Raw genomic sequence first — 18,325 nt, 5'->3', positions numbered from 1 at the left:
CCCGGACCCGCCCCCGCCCCTCCACGAACACCCCTCGTAGAGGACCAACGACCTGTGCCACCCCTCACACACCCAGGACCCCCACCCCCACCCGGAGTGCGTGAACGCGCACCGTGCGCCACCGCACTGCCAACCCACGGTGGCGGCCCGATGTCACTCGGGAGCGGCCGCCGCCCCACCCGGACGCCCCGCCAGGCAAGGAAGATCCTTGACCCGTCCATGCCATCCTCGGGAGTATGGCGCCACCCCCACACAGGAGTTGCGTCATGCAGAGGCTCTCACGTGGCAGGCGGACCGCCCTCGCCACGACCGTTCTCACCGTCTCGCTGGCCCTCGCGTTCGGCACGCAGGCCAGCGCCGTCCCGGACGCGGCCGAGTCCGGGACCCCCACCGCGACCTTCCGGCAGTACGAGGTCGGGGGCGTCGCCACCACGGACCAGCGCACCGAGCTGGCCCGCACCGGCACCGCGATCGACGAGGTGCGCGACGCCTCCGTCGTGATCACCGCGGACGAGGAGCGGGCCGAGGAGCTGACCGGCCTCGGATACTCGCTGACCGCGCTCACCGGCCCCACCCAGCGGGACGTCGGCGCCGCGGCGCCGGAGGACTACCACACCTACGACGAGGTGCTCGCCGCCGTAGCCGAGGCGGAGGAGGCCCACCCGGACCTGGTGAGCAGCCAGGTCATCGGCCAGTCCGACGAGGGCCGCGACATCTTCGCCGTGAAGGTCAGCGCCAACGTCGACACCGACGAGGACGAGCCGGAGGTGCTGTTCACCCACAACCAGCACGCCCGCGAGCACCTGACCGCCGAGATGGCGCTCTACACCCTCGGCGAGCTGACCTCCCAGTACGGAGGCGACGCCGAGGTCACCGAGCTGCTGGACAGCCGCGAGGTGTGGCTGATCCCCTCGGTCAACCCGGACGGCAAGGTCTACGACCAGGAGTCCGGCGAGTTCCAGATGTGGCGCAAGAACCGTCAGCCCAACGAGGGTTCCTCCTCCGTCGGCACCGACCTCAACCGGAACTGGGCCTACGAGTGGGGCTGCTGCGGCGGTTCGTCGGGGTCGCCCGGCGGCGAGACCTATCGCGGCTCCGGCCCGGAGTCGGGTACGGAGACCCAGGTCGTCGCCGACTTCGTGCGCGGACGCGTCGTCGACGGTGAGCAGCAGATCACCGCGCACATCGACTTCCACACCTACAGCGAGCTGGTGCTGTGGCCGTACGGCTACACCTACGACCAGACCGGCCCCGGTCTGACCGAGGACGACGCCGCCGCGTTCGAGGCGCTGGGCACGGCGATGGCCGAGACCAACGGTTACACCCCGCAGCAGTCCAGCGACCTCTACATCACCGACGGCGGGATCAACGACTGGGCCTGGGCGGACCAGGGGATCTTCTCCTTCACGTTCGAGATGTACCCGAGGTCCCAGGCCGACGGCGGGTTCTACCCGCCAGGCGACGTGATCGACCGGGAGACCAGCCGGAACCGGGAGGCCGTGCTGACCCTGTTGAGCTACGCGGACTGCGCCTACCGGGCCGCCGGCCTGGAGGGCGAGTACTGCGCCGCCTGACCCCGGCTCCCCCAGGCGACACCCGCACCACCCGCACCACACCCGTGGCCGGCCGCGTCTGCGCGCGGCCGGCCACGGCCGTTCCCCCCGAGCCTCCGGAAACGGCGGCCCCCGAAGGCGGCGGACGCCGGGGGCGGCCGGCGCGTGATCCCTCCGCGAAAACGACGCCCGCCGCGCCCGTCCGGACGCGGGAAGCCACGCCACCCGCGATACCCCGGGCACGAAGGAAACCGACCCGCGAGTAACCCGGCCTTCGTCGACAAATCTCCCCGGAGAATCCAGAACCGACTTCCCGGAACACGGCGTTGCCGCGTTCTCCCACCCGCACCGGAAAAACACCAGGAGAACACGGAAGGCGATACGGGAAACACCGGCAGCGCCCTCACCCCACCTCCCCCGACCACGGAGAACACCGAACTCCCGCGCCCCGTCGGCGCCTCCGCCAGCCTCCCGCGCCCGTTCACCCTCCGCCACCGCACGGAAACACAGAACTCACCCCGCAGAACGCCCGCGTTTCCCTCACCAATCAATCGCATTCACCGGCGACACCGTCCGCGCCCCTTGAACGTGCGCGTGACCGGAAGCTATTAGGGTGAGAAACGCAAACGAGCCCCACCCCATGGGAGTTGAAGACTGTCGTGCGTTTCCCCCCACGCAAGCAGACGGCGCTCGTCGCCGCCACACTGGTCGCGTCATTCGCCATCGCCGCCCAGGCCGTCGGCGTGCCCGGCGGCGGTGACGACACGGCCCAGAGTCCCGAGCCCGACATGGCGGCGGTGCGGGCCGCGCTGACCGAGTCGACGGAGCTGGGCGCGCCCGGGGCCATGGCGCGCTTCGACGGCCCGGACGGTTCCCTCACCGAGACGGTCGGCGAGCGGGAGGCCGGCACCGGTCAGCCCATGGACACCGACGCGCAGTTCCGCATCGGCAGCGTGAGCAAGACCTTCTCCGCCGTCGCGCTGCTCCAGCTCGTCGAGGAGGGCGCCGTCGAGCTGGACACCCCGGTCAACGGGCTGCTGCCCGGCCTGCTGCCGGACGACACGATCACCGTGCGCCACGTACTGACCCACCGCAGCGGTCTCTACGACTACAGCAACGACATGTTCGCCGAGACGGTCCCCGGGTTCGAGGCCACGCGCGACGAGGTCTACACGCTCCAGGAGCTGGTCGACATGTCGACCGCCCAGCCGCTGACGGTCGAGCCCGGCTCGGCGTACTCCTACTCGAACGCCAACTTCGTGGTCGTCGGGATGCTCGTCGAGCACCTCACCGGCCAGTCCCTCGCGGAGGTCTACCAGGAGCGGATCATCGACCCGCTCGGCCTGGAGAACACCGCGTACGTGCACCCCGACACCGCCATGCCGGGCGACCACATCGACGGCCACCTCACCCCGGACGAGGCCGGCGAGCCGCTGGTGGACTCCACCGAGCAGACCGTGTCGTGGGCCCAGTCGGCCGGCGCCATGATCTCCAACCCGGCCGACCTGAACGAGTTCACGAGCGCGCTCCTCGGCGGGGAGCTGCTGGGGGCCGAGCAGCTCGAAGCGATGACCGAGACGCAGCCGACCGACGACACCGGCACCAAGCACTACGGCCTCGGGCTCCGGCGCTACGACCTGTCGTGCGAGGTGTCGGTCTACGGGCACACCGGCACCGTGCAGGGTTACTACACCTACGCGTTCACCACCGAGGACGGCGAGCACAGCCTCGCGGCCACCGCCAACACCTCGAACAACGGCGACGTCAACACGGCGCTCGGCGACTCCCTGGAGGCCGCCTTCTGCGGCGCCGACGCCGCCGAGCAGCGGACCGCCTCCGTCGAGGACGGCGACGAGCGCTTCGTCGCCCCGGCCGAGCCGGACCTGCCGGAGGGCCTCCAGCGCGACTGAGCGCCCACGCCCCCGCGTGCGCGAGGGGAACGAACGGCCCGCCGCCCTCCCTCGGGCGGCGGGCCGTCGTCGCGCCGTCCGCGCGTTCCGCGCTACGCCGCCTCGTCGCCGTGCGCCCCCTCGCCGCGCGGCGAGGGGATCAGGCGCCAGGCCAGCACGGCGGCGACCAGGACGAGCACGCTCGCGATGCCGATCGTGGTCCCCACCCCGCTCGCGAAGGCGCGTTGGGCCGCGTCGACGGCCGCGTGCGCCGACGCCTCGCCGCCGAACTCCCGGCGCAGGACGGCGAGCGACTCCCCCGCCGCCTCGCCGACCTGGTCGGGCGTGCCGGACGGCAGGTCGAGCCCCCGTTCGTAGACCAGCGCCTGCACCGAGCCGAGGACGGCGATGCCCAGGGCGAGACCCAGCTCGTAGGTGGTCTCGGCGACGGAGGCGGCCGCGCCGGCGCGTTCCCTGGGCGCGGCGGTCACCACGGTGTCGTTGGCCAGCGTCATCGCGACCCCGACGCCCAGGCCGATGATCGCCATGGCCACGATGACGCCGACATAGCCGTCCCGGTTCAGGACGAGCGCGAGCAGCAGCAGCCCCACGGCCGCCGTGGCCAGCCCGAGCGCGGCGGCCCGCCCGGCGCCGAGCCGCCGCACCAGCCACGCGACGAGGGCGACCACGACGATCGACGCGGCGGTCGTCGGGAGTTCGACCAGCCCGGCGCGCAACGGGCTGAGGTCGCGGACCAGTTGCAGATACTGCGAGAAGAAGAAGAGCAGCCCGCTGAACGCGAAGATCGCCGTGCCCGCGGCCGCGATGGCGCCGGAGAAGGCCGGGTCGCGGAAGAGCGCGACGTCCAGCAGCGGATGCGTCAGCCGCCGCTGCCTCCGCACGAAGAGCACCGCCGCCAGCGCGCCGATGCCGACGGCCGCCGCCGACTGCGCGTCGAAGCCGGCGGAGACGGTGTGCTTGATCGCGTACACCAGCGGAACGATCGCCAGGAGGGAGAGCGCGGCCGAGAACCAGTCGACCGGCGGCTTCACCGGGTTTCTCGACTCCGGCAGCAGCCACAGGCCGAGGCCGACCACCGCGATCATCACCGGGATGTTGATCAGAAAGACCGATCCCCACCAGAAGTGCTCCAGCAGCGTCCCGCCCACCAGCGGCCCGAGCGCGGCGCCCGCCGTCGCGCCGGCCGACCAGATCGCGATGGCGCGGGTGCGCTGCCGCGGGTCCTCGAAGAGGTTGCGCACGATCGACAGCGTCGACGGCATGATCGTCGCGCCGCTGACCCCCAGCAGCGCCCGCGCCGCGATGAGCAGCTCGGCGGTCGGCGCGAACGCCGCGATCGCGGAGGAGACACCGAACGCGACGCTGCCCACCAGCAGCAGCCGTCGCCGACCGACGCGGTCGGCGACGTTCCCCATCGTCACCAGCAGCCCGGCCAGCGCGAACGAGTAGATGTCGCCGATCCACAGCAGCTGCGTGTGGCTCGGTTCGAGCGCGGTGGTCAGGGACGGGACCGCGAGGGCCAGCACCGTCCCGTCGATGGCCAGCAGGGTGACGGCGAGCGTGAGCACGGCCAGCGCGGCCCACCTGCGCCGCGGGGTCAGGGCGTTCGTCGGAGCAGGCGCCGACGACGCGGGCAGAACGTCCATGCGGTTCATCGTACCGACCGATCGGTCGGCACAGTAAGCAGAAGTGGTCGGTGTAACAGACTGTACGATGCCCGCATGACGGAACCCGGCGGCAGGGCGAGCCGCAACCCCGAGCGCACCCGCCAGGCGGTCCTCGAAGCGGCGGCACGCCTGCTCACCGAACGCGGCACCGCGATGTCCCTGGCCGAGGTCGCCACGGCGGCGAAGGTCTCCAAGAGCGGACTGCTGCACCACTTCGGCAGCCGGGACGAGCTGATCCTCGCCGTCGTGCGGTACACCAACGAGAAGTTCCGCGCGCGCGTGATGCGCCATCTCGACCTGTCGGAGAACCGCCCCGGCAAGATGCTCCGCGCCTATGTGCGCGCGCTCTGCGGCGGCGACGCCTACGCCCCCGAGTACTTCTTCGTCTCGCTGACCACCTGGAACGGCATCCAGAGCGTCGAGGGCGTCAACGCCGCGTTCGCCGAGGACCGGGAGTGGTGGGACGAGCAGTTCACCCTCGACGGCATGGACCCCGACCTCGCCCACCTGATCCAACGCGCCTGCGAGGGCATCGCCGCGGCCGCCGCCTTCGGCGACGAGACCCCCGACCGCCTCACCCGCGCCCGCGACCGCCTCCTGACGATGACCGACTCCGCCACCTTCCCCGCGTGACGCGCGCCCCTCACCTGCCGCGCGTCGCTCACGGCGAGGCGGCGGGCGCCTTCCCGGGGAATAGATGAGCCGTCAACGATCTCGTTACACTCCCCCCATGAACGCAACGCCTCGCTGGCTCACCCCGGAGCAGAAGGCCGCTTGGGACAGTTTCATCCGTATGCAGGAGACGCTCATCGGGCGGCTCACCCGCCAACTGCACGTCGACTCCCGCATGTCCGCCTCGGACTTCATCGTGTTGGCCAGCCTCACGGAGAGGGGCGGCGGGCGGATGCGGTTCCTGGATCTGGCGAAGTCGGTGGAGTGGGAGAAGAGCCGGATGTCCCACCAGGTCGCGCGGATGGCGAAACGCGGGCTGGTCGCCAGGGAGGAGTGCCCGGACGACGGGCGCGGCTGGTTCATCGTGGCCACCCCGGCCGGCTACCGGGCGATCGAGGAGGCCGCGCCCCTGCATGTCGCGCACGTCCGACGGCTGTTCGTCGACGCACTCTCCCAGGAGGAGCTGGACACCCTCGCCCGGATCTCCCAGCGTGTGCTGACGCACATGGAGCAGCAGCCGGACTGACCGCGCGGCGCGCGGCGACCGGCGCCGGGCGCCGCGCGCCCCAGAAGTTGATGTGTCAACCGAAGGGGTCTACTGTGGAGCGAGCCCACACCCGGCCCCCTGGGAGGACACATGACCGTCGAGGTGAACGACGTGCCCGCCGCGAAGCGGTACGAGGCCCGGGTCGACGGGGAGGCCGACGTCGCGGGCTTCGCCGCGTACCTGCGCACGGCGGAGCTGATCGCGTTTCTGCACACCGAGGTCGCGCCCGCGTACGAGGGCCGTGGCGTCGGCTCCGCGCTGGCCCGCACCGCGCTGGACGAGGCGCGCGCCGCGAACCTGCGGGTCCTGGCGACCTGCCCCTTCTTCGCGGCGTGGATCGCCCGCCACCCCGAGTACGAGGACCTGCTGTACCAGTCACGCAGCAGGGTCAGCGACTGAGAAGCCGAAGACGGCGACGAGGAGGCCGACATGAGCGGCGGACCCGAGAAGAAGAGCTACCAGGGGCGCGCGATCACGGTCACCTTCGAGGCCGGACGCTGCCTGCACGCCGCCGAGTGCGTCGGCGGCCTGCCGGAGGTGTTCGACACCGGCAGGCGCCCGTGGATCAGCCCGGACGGCGCCGACGCCGACCGCCTGGCCGAGGTCGTGCGACGCTGCCCCACGGGCGCGCTGCACTACACGCTCGCGGACGGCGGCACGGAGACCCCGGAACGGCCCACGCGGATCACCCGCAGCGCCACCGGGCAGCTCACCGTGCGCGGCGAGCAGAGCGTGCACACGGCGGACGGCCCGCGGACCGAGACCAGGGCGGTGCTGTGCGGCTGCGCGCTGAGCCGGCGTCAGCCGTACTGCGACCACTCGGGGCCCTGCGGTCAGTGACCCGCGGGGTGCCGCGACCCCCGAGGGGGCGGGGAGGAACGGGCACGGTGTGCGTCGCCCCTCCCCGCCCCCTCGTCCTCGTCCTCAGACCATCGGGTTGCCGCCGGCGGTCGCCGCGGGCGGGTGAACTCCCGGCCGACGGTGGCGGGCCGGAGGCGCTGGCGGGCCGCGCCGGCCGTGGTCCGGGCGCCGACCGGCCGGCGACGGGTGGCGCCCGCCGCGGAGGACGGCCGGCGCGCGGCCGTCACGTCAGCCGCGGCCGGTGGCCAGCAGCTGCGTCTCCCACTCGAAGGCGACACCCGAGGCACCACCGTGCTGCGCCTGGATGCCGATGACGTCCTGCAGGGTCTCCTCCCGGGCCCAGTCGCGCTGCCACTCGGCCATCACGGCCAGCCACGTGATCGGCACGATGCCCGCCTGCACCATGCGCCGCACGGCCATGTCATGGGTCTCGACCGAGGCGCCGCCCGAGGCGTCGGTGACGACGTAGACGTCGAAGCCCTCACCCGCCGCCTGGATGGCCGGCATCGCCACACAGACCTCCGTCCAGAGACCGGCGATGATCAGCTTCTTTCGCCCGGTCGCCTTGACGGCGTCCACGACGCGCTGGTCCTGCCAGGTGTTGATCAGCGTCCTGTTGATCGGCTTCTGGTCCGGGAACACGTCCTGTATCCCCTTGAGGAGAAGACCGCCGCGCTCCTCCAGAACAGTGGTCAGGATCGTCGGCACCTCGTACGCCTTGGCGGCCTTGGCCAACGCGACGGAGTTGTTGACCACCATCGTCGGTTCGTGACTGTTCAAGTTCGCGAACTGGAAAGGCTGGTGATCGATCAGCACGACGACGCTCTCCTCGGGCGTCAGCAGTGCGTCGAGTCCGGCCTTCTTGCCAGTGCTCATGGGGTTCCCCTTCTGGAACTTCGCGGCTTCGCGTCCAACGGGCCCAGACGGCATACCGAAACCTCGACGCCACGCGGGCCGACCAGGGGTCGACCGGCTGACGCCCACCATCTGGTTGACGCGTCACCTACGCTAGAGAGCAGTAGTTGAAGTGTCAACCAGACCCCGGCCGCCACCGCCGGCGCCCACCCGGGGCCCCGTAGAACTCCGGGCATCGAACGCCGGAGAAGGGTTAGTTGACGTTTCAATCACTGACACCTAGGCTTAGGTGACACATCAACCGGAGAGCCCTCGGGAGAAGTGAGCGCCCCGTCCGGTCGGAACCAGACGGGAGCAGCGATGGCGAAGAACACCCCGCAGGAGAGCCCCCCCGGGGGACTCGCCCGCGACCGACGCCTCGCGGGTCGAGTTCGGTATCGACAGCTTCGGCGACCGGCCCCGCGACGACCGGGGCGAGGTCCTCTCGCACGCGCAGGCGATCCGCGCCGCCGTCACCGAGGCGGTCCTGGCCGACCAGGTCGGCGTCGACGTGGTCGCGTTGGGCGAGCACCACCGGCCCGAGTACGCGATCTCCAGCCCGGAGACGGTGCTGGCGGGCATCGCGACCGCCACCGAGCGCATCCGGCTCGCCTCCGGAGTGACGGTCCTCTCCTCGGACGACCCCGTGCGGGTGTTCCAACGCTTCGCCACGCTCGACGCGCTCTCCCGCGGCCGCGCCGAGGTGATCCTCGGGCGCGGCTCGTTCACCGAGTCGTTCCCGCTGTTCGGCTACGACCTCAAGGACTACGAGGTCCTGTTCGACGAGAAGATCGACCTCTTCCACCGGCTCCTGGACGAGAAGCCCGTGACCTGGAAGGGCACCACCCGCGCCGCGCTGAACGAAGCGGACGTGTACCCGAAGACCGAGTCGGGGCGTCTCAGCACGTGGGTCGGGGTCGGCGGTTCGCCGCAGTCCGTGATCCGCACCGCGCACTACGGGTTCCGGCTGATGCTCGCCGTCATCGGCGGCGCCCCCGACCGGTTCGCGCCCTACGTGGACCTGTACCGGCGCGCCAACGAGCGGGGCGGCACCACGGCGTTGCCGGTCGGCCTGCACTCCCCCGGCTTCGTCGCGCCGACCGACGAGGAGGCGAAGGAGCTGTTCTACCCCGGGTACCGGGAGATCCGCGACCGGATCGGCGCCCTGCGCGGCTGGCCGCCGCTCCGCCGCTCGGAGTTCGAGGCCGAGGTGGAGCGCGGCTCGCTGTACGTCGGCTCCGTCGAGACCGTCGCGACCCGGATCGCCCACGCGATCCGGGTGCTGGACGCCGGCCGGTTCGACATGGTCTATTCGGCCGCCGGCACCGTCTCGGCCTCCGCGCGGCTGCGTGCGGTCGAGTTGTACGGCACCCAGGTCATCCCCCGGGTCCGCGAACTCCTCGCGGAACGGCCCGCGACCACGGCCGGAGCGGCGCGATGACCGCCCCCGTCACCACCCTCGGGATTTTGGGGGCGGGGAAGGTCGGCACCGTTCTGGCCCGGCTGGCCGTCGGTGCCGGCTGTCGGGTGCTGGTCTCCGGGTCGGGCGACCCCGCCGGGATCGCGCTGACCACCGAGGTGCTCACCCCCGGAGCGAAGGCCGTGTGGCCGGCCGAGGCCGCGGCGGCCGCCGACGTGGTGATCCTCGCCCTCCCGCTCGGCAGGTACCGCGAACTGCCGGTTCCCGAGCTGGCGGGCAAGCTCGTCGTCGACGCGATGAACCACTGGTGGGAGGTCGACGGCCCCCGCGACGGGATCCTCCCGCCCGACGCCTCGTCGAGCGAGACCGTGCGGCGCTTCCTGCGCGGCGCGCACGTCGTGAAGGCCCTCAACCACATGGGCTACCACGACCTTGAGGAAGGGGCCCGTCCCCCGGGCCACCCCGGGCGCAGGGCGATCGCCGTCGCCGGCGACACGGCCGAGCACGTCGCCGTCGTCTCGGAGTTGGTCGACAGACTCGGGTTCGACCCGCTCGTCGTCGGCGACCTGGCGGCGGGCGCCCTGCTCGAACCCGGCACCCCCGCGTTCGGGGCCAACGTCGACATCGCCCGGCTCCGCGCGCTCACCGGCCCGACCACCCCACCCACGCCACCCACCCGCGACCGCGCCCACGAAGCGTTCGCACACCACGCGTCGTTCCCACGTAAGGAAAGCCGATGACCCAGGGGTTGACCGACAACAGTGGCGCGCCCGTGACGGTCGAGCTCGATCTCGACGGCCCGGTGAGCGCCTACACCGTGCGGCTCGGCGACGGGCCCCCGGTGGGCAGGGCCGAGTTCGTCGACTTTCCCGACACCGACGCCGACGACGACGCCGACGCGGCCCCCGAGCGGATCTTCTTCCACACCGAGACGGACGAGGAGTTCGCCGGACGTGGGCTGGCGGGGCTGCTGGTGCGCGAGGCGCTCAGGGACAGCACGGAACGGCACCTCACCGTCGTGCCCGTGTGCCCGGTGTTCATCCGCCATCTGAGGAAGCATGGCGACGAGTTCACCGCGAGCGGTGGCGTCTTCCGCCGCGCGACGCGGGAGGACGTCGCACGGGTCACACGCGCCACGCGGCCCTGACCTCCGCCCCCGCTCGCCCGTCGCACCCACCTCGCACACCCCCGCACAGACCCGGCCGCGGCACCGGGACCGCACCCCCGGAAGAAGGAGCACGTGATGCGGTCGGTCATCCCCGACTATCTGGCCGAGGCGCTCGGCGACGTGGCGTCGGACACGTCCGGAGAGCTCGCGGGATACATCCCGGAACTGGCCGCGGCGGACCCGGAACACCTCGGCGCGGCCTTCGCCACCGTTCAGGGCGAGGTCTACGGTGCCGGCGACATCGACACCGAGTTCACCATCCAGTCGATCTCCAAGCCGTTCGCCTATGCCCTCGCGCTGTCCGACCGGGGGTTCGCACCGGTGCTGGCCAGCGTCGGGGTCGAGCCGTCGGGAGAGGCGTTCAACCAGATCTCCCTCGAAGACGGCACCGGGCGCCCGCTCAATCCCATGATCAACGCCGGCGCGATCACCACCCACGCGCTGGTCGGCCCGGAGGGCCTCAAGCCGGCGGAGCGTGTGGAGCGCGTGACCGACGGACTCTCGGCGTTCGCCGGCCGCCGGCTGCGAGCGGACGAGGCGGTGTGCGCCTCGGAGATGGAACACGCGCACCGCAACCTCGCCATCGCCCACATGCTCCGCGGCCACGACATCCTCACCGAGGACCCGAGAACCGTCGTCGACGGCTACACCCGGCAGTGTTCCGTGCTGGTCACCGCGCGCGACCTGGCCATGATGGCCGCGACGTTGGCCAACCGCGGGGTGAACCCGCTCACGGGCCAGCGGGTGATCACCGAGCCGGTGGCGCGCCAGGTGCTGAGCGTCATGTTCACCTGCGGGATGTACGACGCGGCCGGCGACTGGGCGACCCAGGTCGGCATCCCCGCGAAGAGCGGTGTGGCGGGCGGACTGATCGGCGCGCTCCCCGGTCAGATCGGCATCGCCACCTTCTCGCCACGGCTGGACCCGCACGGGAACAGCGTGCGCGGGGTGTCCCTGTTCGAACGGTTCTCCTCCGACATGGGTCTGCACCTGATGGGGGTCCCGGCCGCCGCGCGCGCGGTCGTGCGCTCCAACCACGTCGTCGGCAGCGGTCGGAACGCGCTGCGGGTCCTCCAGTTGCAGGGCGGGATCGGCTTCGCCGGGGCCGAGAGAATCGTGCGGGAGGCCGTGGACTCCGCGTTCCAGGAGGTCGGGGTGGCGGTGGATCTCACGCTGGTCTACTCGATCGACGACGTCGCGCGGCGTATGGTCCTGGAGGTCGCGCGCCGGCTCACGCTGGACGGCCACGAGGTCCACCTCGTCGACCCGGAGTCGCTGCTGCCCGATCCGGACCCCGGTGACGGCGGCCGGGTCACCGTCGTGGAGACCGTGGCACAGGCCAGTGCGTCCGTCGCCTCGATCCGCCGCCCCTGACCACGGCCGACAGCAGGCCGTCCCACCGGAAGAGGAAAAACGATGCGTCCGTTCCTGGACAAGGTCATGCCCGAGGCGTGGCGGGCCGCGACAGCGTTCTCGTCGGCGATCCGCGAGGCGGCGCTGCAACGCGGACTCTCGTCGCGCGAGGTCGAGTTCATCAAGCTGCGGGCGTCGCAGATCAACGCGTGCGCCTTCTGCGTCGACCTCCACTCGCGCGAGGCCAGGAAGGCCGGGATAGCGCAGCAGCAACTCGACCTGCTGCCGGCGTGGCGGGAGACCGCGCTGTTCGACGAGCGGCAGCGGGCGGTGCTCGCGGTGGCCGAGGCGGCCACGACGCTCCCCCTCACCGAGGAGGCGGAGGCCGACCTCGCGGGCGCGCGGTCGGTTCTCGACGAGGAGGCGTTCGCGGCGGCCGAGTGGGTGGCGGTCACCATCAACGCCTTCAACCGCGTCTCGATACTCAGCGGGCATCCGGTGCGTCCCCGCGACGCGGAAGGGAAGATCGTGCGATGAGCAACGCGGAGACGCACCCCCGTCCTGAGGTACTCGACCGCGGGGAGCCGTGCACGGCGGTGGAGGTGCTCACGCCCCGCCTGGTGCCGCTCGGCGGCGTGCGGGCGACAACCGTGCACCGGACCCTCCCCCAGCGGCGGAGATCGCTGGTGGGGTCGTGGTGCTTCCTGGACCACTTCGGCCCCGACGACGTCGCGGTGACCGGCGGGATGCGGATGCCACGGCACCCGCACACCGGACTCGCGACGGTGTCCTGGCTGTTCGACGGGCATGTCCGGCACCTCGACTCCGGGGGCAACGCGGCCCCGGTGCGGCCGGGAGAGCTCAACCTGATGATCGCCGGCCGTGGCATCACCCACCAGGAGCTCAGCGCCCCCGAGACCAGCACCCTGCACGGCGTGCAACTCTGGTACGCGCTGCCGGAGGAGACGCGCTTCAGCGACAACGCCTTCGTCCACCACGTCCCGGAGCCGGTCGAACTCCCCGGCGTCACGGCGCGCGTGTTCATCGGCGCGCTCCTCGGCTCGGTCTCCCCCGTCGAGACGCGGACACCCGACCTGCTCGGCGCCGAGCTCGTCCTCGCGCCCGGCTCCTCCGCCCGGCTCACCGTGCGCACCGACTTCGAGCACGCCGTCCTCGCCGAGAACGGCGAGGTCACGGTGAACTCGGCGGCCGTCGACCACCGTTCGCTCGCCTACGTCCCCGTCGGCTCCGACACGCTGGTGATCACGGCGGGCGACGCGGAGACGCGCGTCATCCTGCTGGGCGGCGTCCCGCTCGGGGAGCGGATCGTGATGTGGTGGAACTTCGTCGGGCGCGACCACGACGAGATCGTCGAGTACCGGCGCCGCTACCAGGCCGAGCTCGGCTTCGAACCCGCCGACCCACGCGACGCCGGCAAGCCCGCGCTGTTCGGCGACTTCCCACCTGACCAGCCGCCCCCACTGCCGGCCCCGGCCCTGCCGAACTCCCGGATGCGCCCGCGCGCGCAGCCCGGGGAACGGGAGTGAGACGCGGTCCCGGCGCGGTGAGAGGCATCGCCCCCGCCCCGCGCCCCCCGCGCGGCACCCGCATCGTCGGGCGGCGGCCCCGACGAACCGGCACCGGCCAGGCGGACGCCGGTCGCGGCGGCCCGCGAAGGGCCGCGTGTCTCCGAGGCGGGCCGGGGTCCGGGGCGGACCCGACCCGCGTCGCCCGGTAGCCGACGGCCGGGCCGCCCTTCCGCCGACCGCCGTCCCGGGTACCGGGCCCCGCTCCGTCGGCAGGTCGAGCGGGGTCGGGCCGGCGTCGCCGCCACGAGGGCCGGGCCCCGGGCCCGGCCACTGGTCACCGGTGGACACGGATCGGGACCCGACGCCCGGCGCTCCGCACGTTCCCGGCGAACCGGCGCTCCGCACGTTCCCGGCGAACCGGCGGACGACCTGACCGAGCCGAGCCCGACGACGCCGGACCTGACCGAGCCGGACCTGACCGAGCCGGACCTGACCGAGCCGAGCCCGACCACGCCGGACCTGCCATCCTGTGAGACTCCCGCCCCGGAAGGAAACGCCTGCCGACGGGAGACATCGCGGGCGTTGAGCCTCGCGCGCCCGCGTCAACGTGCCGGCGTCGGGTCAGGGGCCGGCGGGCGGGTCAGGCCGTCTGGCGGGTCAGGCCGGCGGGCGGGTCGGGGCGTACCTGGCGAGCATGGTCTGGACAGCCTGTTCGACGGCGTCGTGGATGTCGGAGGCCGCGGGGTCCCAGTCGGTCAGCAGCATCCGAGGCCACAGGACGTAGTTGGCGATCATGCCGAGAAACTGGTTCGCGGCGCTCACCGCGTCCGGGACGTCGGCGTTGCCCGCCTCGTGCTCGGCTTCCAGGTACCGCCGCACAGAGGTGAAGTAGGGCAGTTTGCCGAGCTGGAACTGCATCCGCCCCAGCTCGGGGAAACGAGGCAGTTCGGCGATGACGATCCGGAAGAGGGCCGTCATGCCGGGCTGGCTGACCAGGTCGGCATAGCGGTGGCCGATGGTTGTCAGCCCGGAGCGCAGATCCCCTGGCTGTGGCCGCTCCGCGGTGTCACCCGCGTCACGCTGCCAGGACTCGGTGACGATGGCCTCGAAGAGGGCCGCCTTGGTGGGGAATCGCTTGAACAGGGTGGACTTCGAGACGCCGGCCGCCTCGGCGATCCGGGCCAGCGAGGTGCCGTCGTAGCCGCGTTCCAGGAACAGTTCCGTGGCCGCGCTGGTGATCGCCTCGCGTTTCCGCTCAGCGAGCCTGCGGTGGTGCGCGGAGAGTTCTGCTGCCATGCGGACAGTATGCCGCAGAGCCGAGACGAGTCACTTGACTCGCCTCTCGGCCCACGTCTACGGTACGGAAGGAAAGGCGAGTCGAGTGACTCGCATCGCATCCCTGGCGCCGGGCGCACCCCGGTGGCCGCGTGCTGGAGGAACAAGTTCATGACGATCGACAAGACCGCCCTGGTGACCGGCGCCAACCGCGGCCTCGGACGCGCCGCGGCCCTCGCTCTGGCCGCGCGCGGGGTACGGGTCCTGATCACCCACCGCGGCGAGGCGGCCGAGGCGGAGAGGACGGTGGAAGAGGTGCGGGCGGCGGGCGGGACCGCCGCCGCCCTCCGGCTCGACATCAGCGACCTCCCCTCTTTCGCGCCCTTCCTCTCCGCGCTGAGGGAGCAGTTGGAACGCTGGGGAACTTCGCGGCTCGACATCCTGGTCAACAACGCGGGGGTGGGGATCTTCGGACCGCTGGAGGACGTCACGGCCGACGACTTCGACACGGTGATGGACGTCAACGTCCGGGGCACGTTCTTCCTCATCCAGTCACTCGCCCCGCTGCTGACCGGAGGCGGCCACGTCATCAACGTTTCGTCGTCGCTGACCCGCCACACCAGCCCCGCCACCTCGGTCTACTCCGCCTCGAAGGCCGCCGTCGAGGCCCTGAGCCGCACCCTCGCCGCCGAACTCGGCCCGCGCGGGATCCGCGTGAACTCCGTCGCCCCGGGACCGACCGCCACCGACTTCAACGGGGGCGCGATGCGGGACGACGCCGAGATGCGCCGGGCCCTGGCCGGCCAGACCGCGCTCGGCCGCGTCGGCGAACCCCGGGAGATCGGCGACGCCATCGCCACGCTGGCCACCGACGGCCTGCGCTGGGTCACCGCCCAACGCGTCGAGGTCTCCGGCGGCGCCTTCCTCTGACCGCCCGGGCGGCGGCCCGTCGGGTCGCCCACGGCTCGGACACCCTCACGGCCCGGGACGGCGACGACGACGCCCACCTTCCCGGCCCCGCCGGCCGAGCCATGACGACGGCTGTCGACACAGGCGAAGCCGCCCTGGGCGGCGCGAGGTTCCCCTCCCCCTGCCCGCCGCGAGGGAAGAGGGGGTGAGGCGGGCTGGGACGTCCGGGCACGGCGACGACGGGACGGTCGCAAGGCGACACGGGCTGGACGCCACCGGCGTCGAGAGAAAACGCCGCTGCATATCATCGGTTGATGAGTGACCCCGTCGTACTTCAGGTGGCCGCCACGCCGGCCTCTCCTCCTCTTGTGCTGCGCCCCTGGCGCATGGCGGACACCGCCGCATTGGTCGAGGTGAGCCGGGACCCCGCGTTGCGCCAGTGGGCGAGCTCCGCCGTGGACAGCGATGCCGACGGGGAACGGTGGGTGCGGGCCCAGCAGCGGGGCTGGGCAGCGGGCGACCGGTTCGGCTTCGCCGTCCTTGAGGCGCGACCCGGTTCAGACGGCGAACGGTTGGTGGGCAACGTGGTCCTCAAGGAAGTCGCCTCCGGCAAACCGTCGGCCGAGGTGGGCTACTGGACCGCGGCGCACGCTCGCGGGCGGGGAGTGGCCCCTCGCGCTCTGGAGGCACTCAGCGACTGGGCCTTCGACGCCTTCGAAACCGACGGACTGGAGCGTCTCGAACTCCTGCACCAGGTCGACAACCTGGCATCGTGCCGGGTCGCGCAGAAGAGCCGCTACGACTTCGACACCATCCTGCCCGCGGCACCGCCCGCCTTCCCCCGCGACGGCCACCTGCACATACGGCGCACGGGTGCCTGACCCCGCCCGGCGTCCGCGGATCGGCTGAGGCTGCTCAGGCCCGTCTTCGGCGGAGGTGAGAGACGAGTAGCTTCTCCCGCTCGACCTTCGGAAAACCCCTCCAGAACCCGCGTGCCCCTCGCCTCGGCACCCACCTCACACCGCCAGAAACGTTCGCGGACAGGAGCCTTACGCACATAGCCGGACGCGAGCCACCGCGACCGGCTGAGGCGCCTCGGGCCCACGAGGAGTCAGCTGATGTACCGGTAGCCGACGAAGTCCCGGTTGAGGTCCACGTCCAGGAACCCGACCCGGGAGGGGTCCCGAGTCGTTTCACCTAGCCTCAGAGCTGGGAAGGGGGCGCCCCATGGAGTGGCTGCTTTTCCCTCTGATGTGGCTGACATTCCTGGCCGCGCTGGCGTTCGTCCTGACGAGGCCGCGCCGAGCGAATAAGCCACTCCGAGTGGGGAGGGCAGACCGGCGCCCTTCAGGCGGTGAACGCACTGACCCCGCTCCGCCACGCGTACAGCAGGATATGAACCGCTATGGGAGCTCGGATTAGTCCGGCGTTTCATCCACGCTGGATGCCTATGGAGCATGAAGTTGCAGACAGGGGCCATCATGGGAAAGATCTTCACGGTCGCCTTATGGCTGTATGCTTCAGCGTTTGCCCTCCTCTTCATCGCGGCGATCGTGGCAATCGCGCTGGACGCAGCAGGGGTCATCGACCTGCCGGAGATCGACGCGCCGGAGGGCGAGAGCTCGGACCACTCGACGCCCTATGACGATCCCTTCTGGCCTCCGTATGACGACCCGTTGTGGCCTCCGGTACCAACTCCGCCGCTTCCACAACCGCCGCTTCGATGACCTAAGGGGAGGTGCGGCTGTGCCACGGGGAGCTCCGCCCTCGCCACCTACCGCACCACGAATCAACGACTCAGAACATTGGTATCGGAGGAGAGCTATGGGCTACAAGGAACGACGAGCCAAGAAAATCGCCACCCTGGCGGAGCCGCATCTGGAGCCCGGTGAGCGCATCCAGACGGGGTTCATGACGATAAAGGGTTCGGGGATCTTCACGTCGCCGGCCGAGTGGTTCGTGGTCACCGACCGTGCGATCCTCATCGTGGGCCGCCGCGAGGTGCAACGCCTCCCGCGCGACTTCTGGTTCGGCAAGCCGACCGGGCTGTACCACATGATCGAGCTCGACCGCACATATAAGGTCCACCGGCAGTGGCACCAGGAAGTCATTGCCGCCGACGAGGCGCTGCGCGGAAAGCAGAACCCCGACGCCCCGGCGGCCGACAAGCACTGAACCAGAAGGTCGGCAGGGCAGGGGTTCCGATCAGACAGTCCCAGCAGCAACAGTTTCGGACTCGGCATCCCTCCGTCCCGGCACATGCCAACAAACCGCCGACTCGGCGCACCAGCACGACACGACCTCGTTCCCCGCCTGGTTGTTACCTCTCAGCAACCGATTCCTGGCCCGGCGACCGAGGCTTCCTCGGAGGCACCACCGACCCCACCGGAACGACCCACCTCGGCGCCCGCGAATACGACCCCACACTCGGCCGCTTCCTACGGACGGCCCCAGAAGCCGTCCCGCCACGCCCCGTCCGACCGGCCAAGGTGCGAAAGCGGTGGGTATGTAGGGGTGGGTGCTTAGGGGTGGTTACGGGTTGACCGCGGTTGCGCTCGAGGTGCCAT

At 71.6% G+C, this 18,325-nt stretch carries 19 protein-coding genes; 16 read left to right on the top strand and 3 right to left on the bottom strand.

Going from position 1 to position 18,325, the window contains the following annotated elements:
• Positions 1-266: 266 nt before the first annotated feature.
• Together CRP51_RS25635 and CRP51_RS25630 are read left to right on the top strand one after the other, a co-directional pair.
• Positions 267-1,574, top strand: coding sequence for a M14 family metallopeptidase (locus CRP51_RS25635; protein ID WP_097233717.1), 1,308 nt, complete (start codon positions 267-269; stop codon positions 1,572-1,574).
• 638 nt (positions 1,575-2,212) lie between these two features.
• Positions 2,213-3,463: a serine hydrolase domain-containing protein gene (locus CRP51_RS25630; protein WP_097233716.1), complete on the top strand. Its 1,251-nt coding sequence runs from the start codon at positions 2,213-2,215 to the stop codon at positions 3,461-3,463.
• A 92-nt stretch (positions 3,464-3,555) separates the two neighbouring features.
• Here CRP51_RS25630 and CRP51_RS25625 read toward each other — a convergent pair whose 3' ends face one another.
• Positions 3,556-5,109: an MFS transporter gene (locus CRP51_RS25625; protein ID WP_097233715.1), complete on the bottom strand. Its 1,554-nt coding sequence runs from the start codon at positions 5,107-5,109 to the stop codon at positions 3,556-3,558.
• Positions 5,110-5,184: 75 nt separating this feature from the next.
• Between CRP51_RS25625 and CRP51_RS25620 the strand changes: the two genes are divergently transcribed.
• The 4 genes from CRP51_RS25620 (at position 5,185) to CRP51_RS25605 (ending at position 7,189) form a co-directional block, all read left to right on the top strand.
• Positions 5,185-5,763, top strand: coding sequence for a TetR/AcrR family transcriptional regulator (locus tag CRP51_RS25620; RefSeq protein WP_097233714.1), 579 nt, complete (start codon positions 5,185-5,187; stop codon positions 5,761-5,763).
• 97 nt (positions 5,764-5,860) lie between these two features.
• The gene (locus CRP51_RS25615) at positions 5,861-6,328 is read left to right on the top strand and encodes a MarR family winged helix-turn-helix transcriptional regulator (protein ID WP_097233713.1); all 468 of its coding nucleotides are present in this window, start codon (positions 5,861-5,863) and stop codon (positions 6,326-6,328) included.
• Positions 6,329-6,439: 111 nt separating this feature from the next.
• Entirely contained in the window at positions 6,440-6,748 is a 309-nt protein-coding gene (locus CRP51_RS25610) for a GNAT family N-acetyltransferase (RefSeq protein WP_097233712.1), read from the top strand.
• 30 nt (positions 6,749-6,778) lie between these two features.
• On the top strand, positions 6,779-7,189 hold the full coding sequence (locus CRP51_RS25605) for a (4Fe-4S)-binding protein (protein WP_097233711.1): 411 nt from the start codon (positions 6,779-6,781) through the stop codon (positions 7,187-7,189).
• 249 nt (positions 7,190-7,438) lie between these two features.
• Here the strand turns inward: CRP51_RS25605 and CRP51_RS25600 are convergent, their stop codons facing one another.
• A complete protein-coding gene (locus CRP51_RS25600; protein WP_097233710.1) occupies positions 7,439-8,086 on the bottom strand; it encodes a hydrolase in 648 nt (215 codons plus the stop codon).
• A 415-nt stretch (positions 8,087-8,501) separates the two neighbouring features.
• Here CRP51_RS25600 and CRP51_RS25595 point away from each other — a divergent pair, with 415 nt between their 5' ends.
• The 6 genes from CRP51_RS25595 to CRP51_RS25570 all read left to right on the top strand — a co-directional run bounded on the left by CRP51_RS25595 (position 8,502) and on the right by CRP51_RS25570 (position 13,592).
• Positions 8,502-9,545, top strand: a complete 1,044-nt coding sequence (locus CRP51_RS25595; RefSeq protein WP_097233709.1) for an LLM class flavin-dependent oxidoreductase — start codon at positions 8,502-8,504, stop codon at positions 9,543-9,545.
• Positions 9,542-10,264 (top strand): NADPH-dependent F420 reductase, encoded by a 723-nt coding sequence (locus tag CRP51_RS25590; RefSeq protein WP_097233708.1) that lies wholly within the window; start codon positions 9,542-9,544, stop codon positions 10,262-10,264. The genes CRP51_RS25595 and CRP51_RS25590 overlap by 4 nt, the downstream gene beginning before the upstream one ends.
• On the top strand, positions 10,261-10,671 hold the full coding sequence (locus CRP51_RS25585; protein ID WP_097233707.1) for a GNAT family N-acetyltransferase: 411 nt from the start codon (positions 10,261-10,263) through the stop codon (positions 10,669-10,671). Before CRP51_RS25590 ends, CRP51_RS25585 begins: the two co-directional genes overlap by 4 nt.
• A gap of 96 nt (positions 10,672-10,767) precedes the next feature.
• Positions 10,768-12,066: a glutaminase gene (locus CRP51_RS25580; protein WP_097233706.1), complete on the top strand. Its 1,299-nt coding sequence runs from the start codon at positions 10,768-10,770 to the stop codon at positions 12,064-12,066.
• Positions 12,067-12,108: 42 nt separating this feature from the next.
• Positions 12,109-12,582: a carboxymuconolactone decarboxylase family protein gene (locus tag CRP51_RS25575; RefSeq protein WP_097233705.1), complete on the top strand. Its 474-nt coding sequence runs from the start codon at positions 12,109-12,111 to the stop codon at positions 12,580-12,582.
• The gene (locus tag CRP51_RS25570; RefSeq protein WP_097233704.1) at positions 12,579-13,592 is read left to right on the top strand and encodes a pirin family protein; all 1,014 of its coding nucleotides are present in this window, start codon (positions 12,579-12,581) and stop codon (positions 13,590-13,592) included. Before CRP51_RS25575 ends, CRP51_RS25570 begins: the two co-directional genes overlap by 4 nt.
• Before the next feature lie 639 nt (positions 13,593-14,231).
• On the opposite strand, the gene CRP51_RS25565 is transcribed toward CRP51_RS25570, so the two are convergent.
• Entirely contained in the window at positions 14,232-14,870 is a 639-nt protein-coding gene (locus CRP51_RS25565; RefSeq protein ID WP_097233703.1) for a TetR/AcrR family transcriptional regulator, read from the bottom strand.
• Between the two features lie 150 nt (positions 14,871-15,020).
• Here CRP51_RS25565 and CRP51_RS25560 point away from each other — a divergent pair, with 150 nt between their 5' ends.
• The 4 genes from CRP51_RS25560 (at position 15,021) to CRP51_RS25545 (ending at position 17,933) form a co-directional block, all read left to right on the top strand.
• Positions 15,021-15,779 carry an SDR family NAD(P)-dependent oxidoreductase gene (locus tag CRP51_RS25560; protein WP_097233702.1) on the top strand — a complete coding sequence of 253 codons (759 nt, stop codon included), beginning with the start codon at positions 15,021-15,023 and terminating at the stop codon, positions 15,777-15,779.
• A 293-nt stretch (positions 15,780-16,072) separates the two neighbouring features.
• A complete protein-coding gene (locus tag CRP51_RS25555) occupies positions 16,073-16,639 on the top strand; it encodes a GNAT family N-acetyltransferase (protein WP_097233701.1) in 567 nt (188 codons plus the stop codon).
• 576 nt (positions 16,640-17,215) lie between these two features.
• Positions 17,216-17,485 carry a hypothetical protein gene (locus CRP51_RS25550; protein ID WP_097233700.1) on the top strand — a complete coding sequence of 90 codons (270 nt, stop codon included), beginning with the start codon at positions 17,216-17,218 and terminating at the stop codon, positions 17,483-17,485.
• Positions 17,486-17,582: 97 nt separating this feature from the next.
• Complete coding sequence (locus CRP51_RS25545) at positions 17,583-17,933, top strand: hypothetical protein (protein ID WP_097233699.1); 351 nt, start codon at positions 17,583-17,585, stop codon at positions 17,931-17,933.
• Positions 17,934-18,325: the final 392 nt, after the last annotated feature.

This window comes from Streptomyces zhaozhouensis (assembly GCF_900230195.1).
Classification (GTDB): domain Bacteria; phylum Actinomycetota; class Actinomycetes; order Streptomycetales; family Streptomycetaceae; genus Streptomyces; species Streptomyces zhaozhouensis.
The sequence above is the reverse complement of the archived record's forward strand: the minus strand, read 5'-3'. Positions and strand labels throughout refer to the sequence as shown.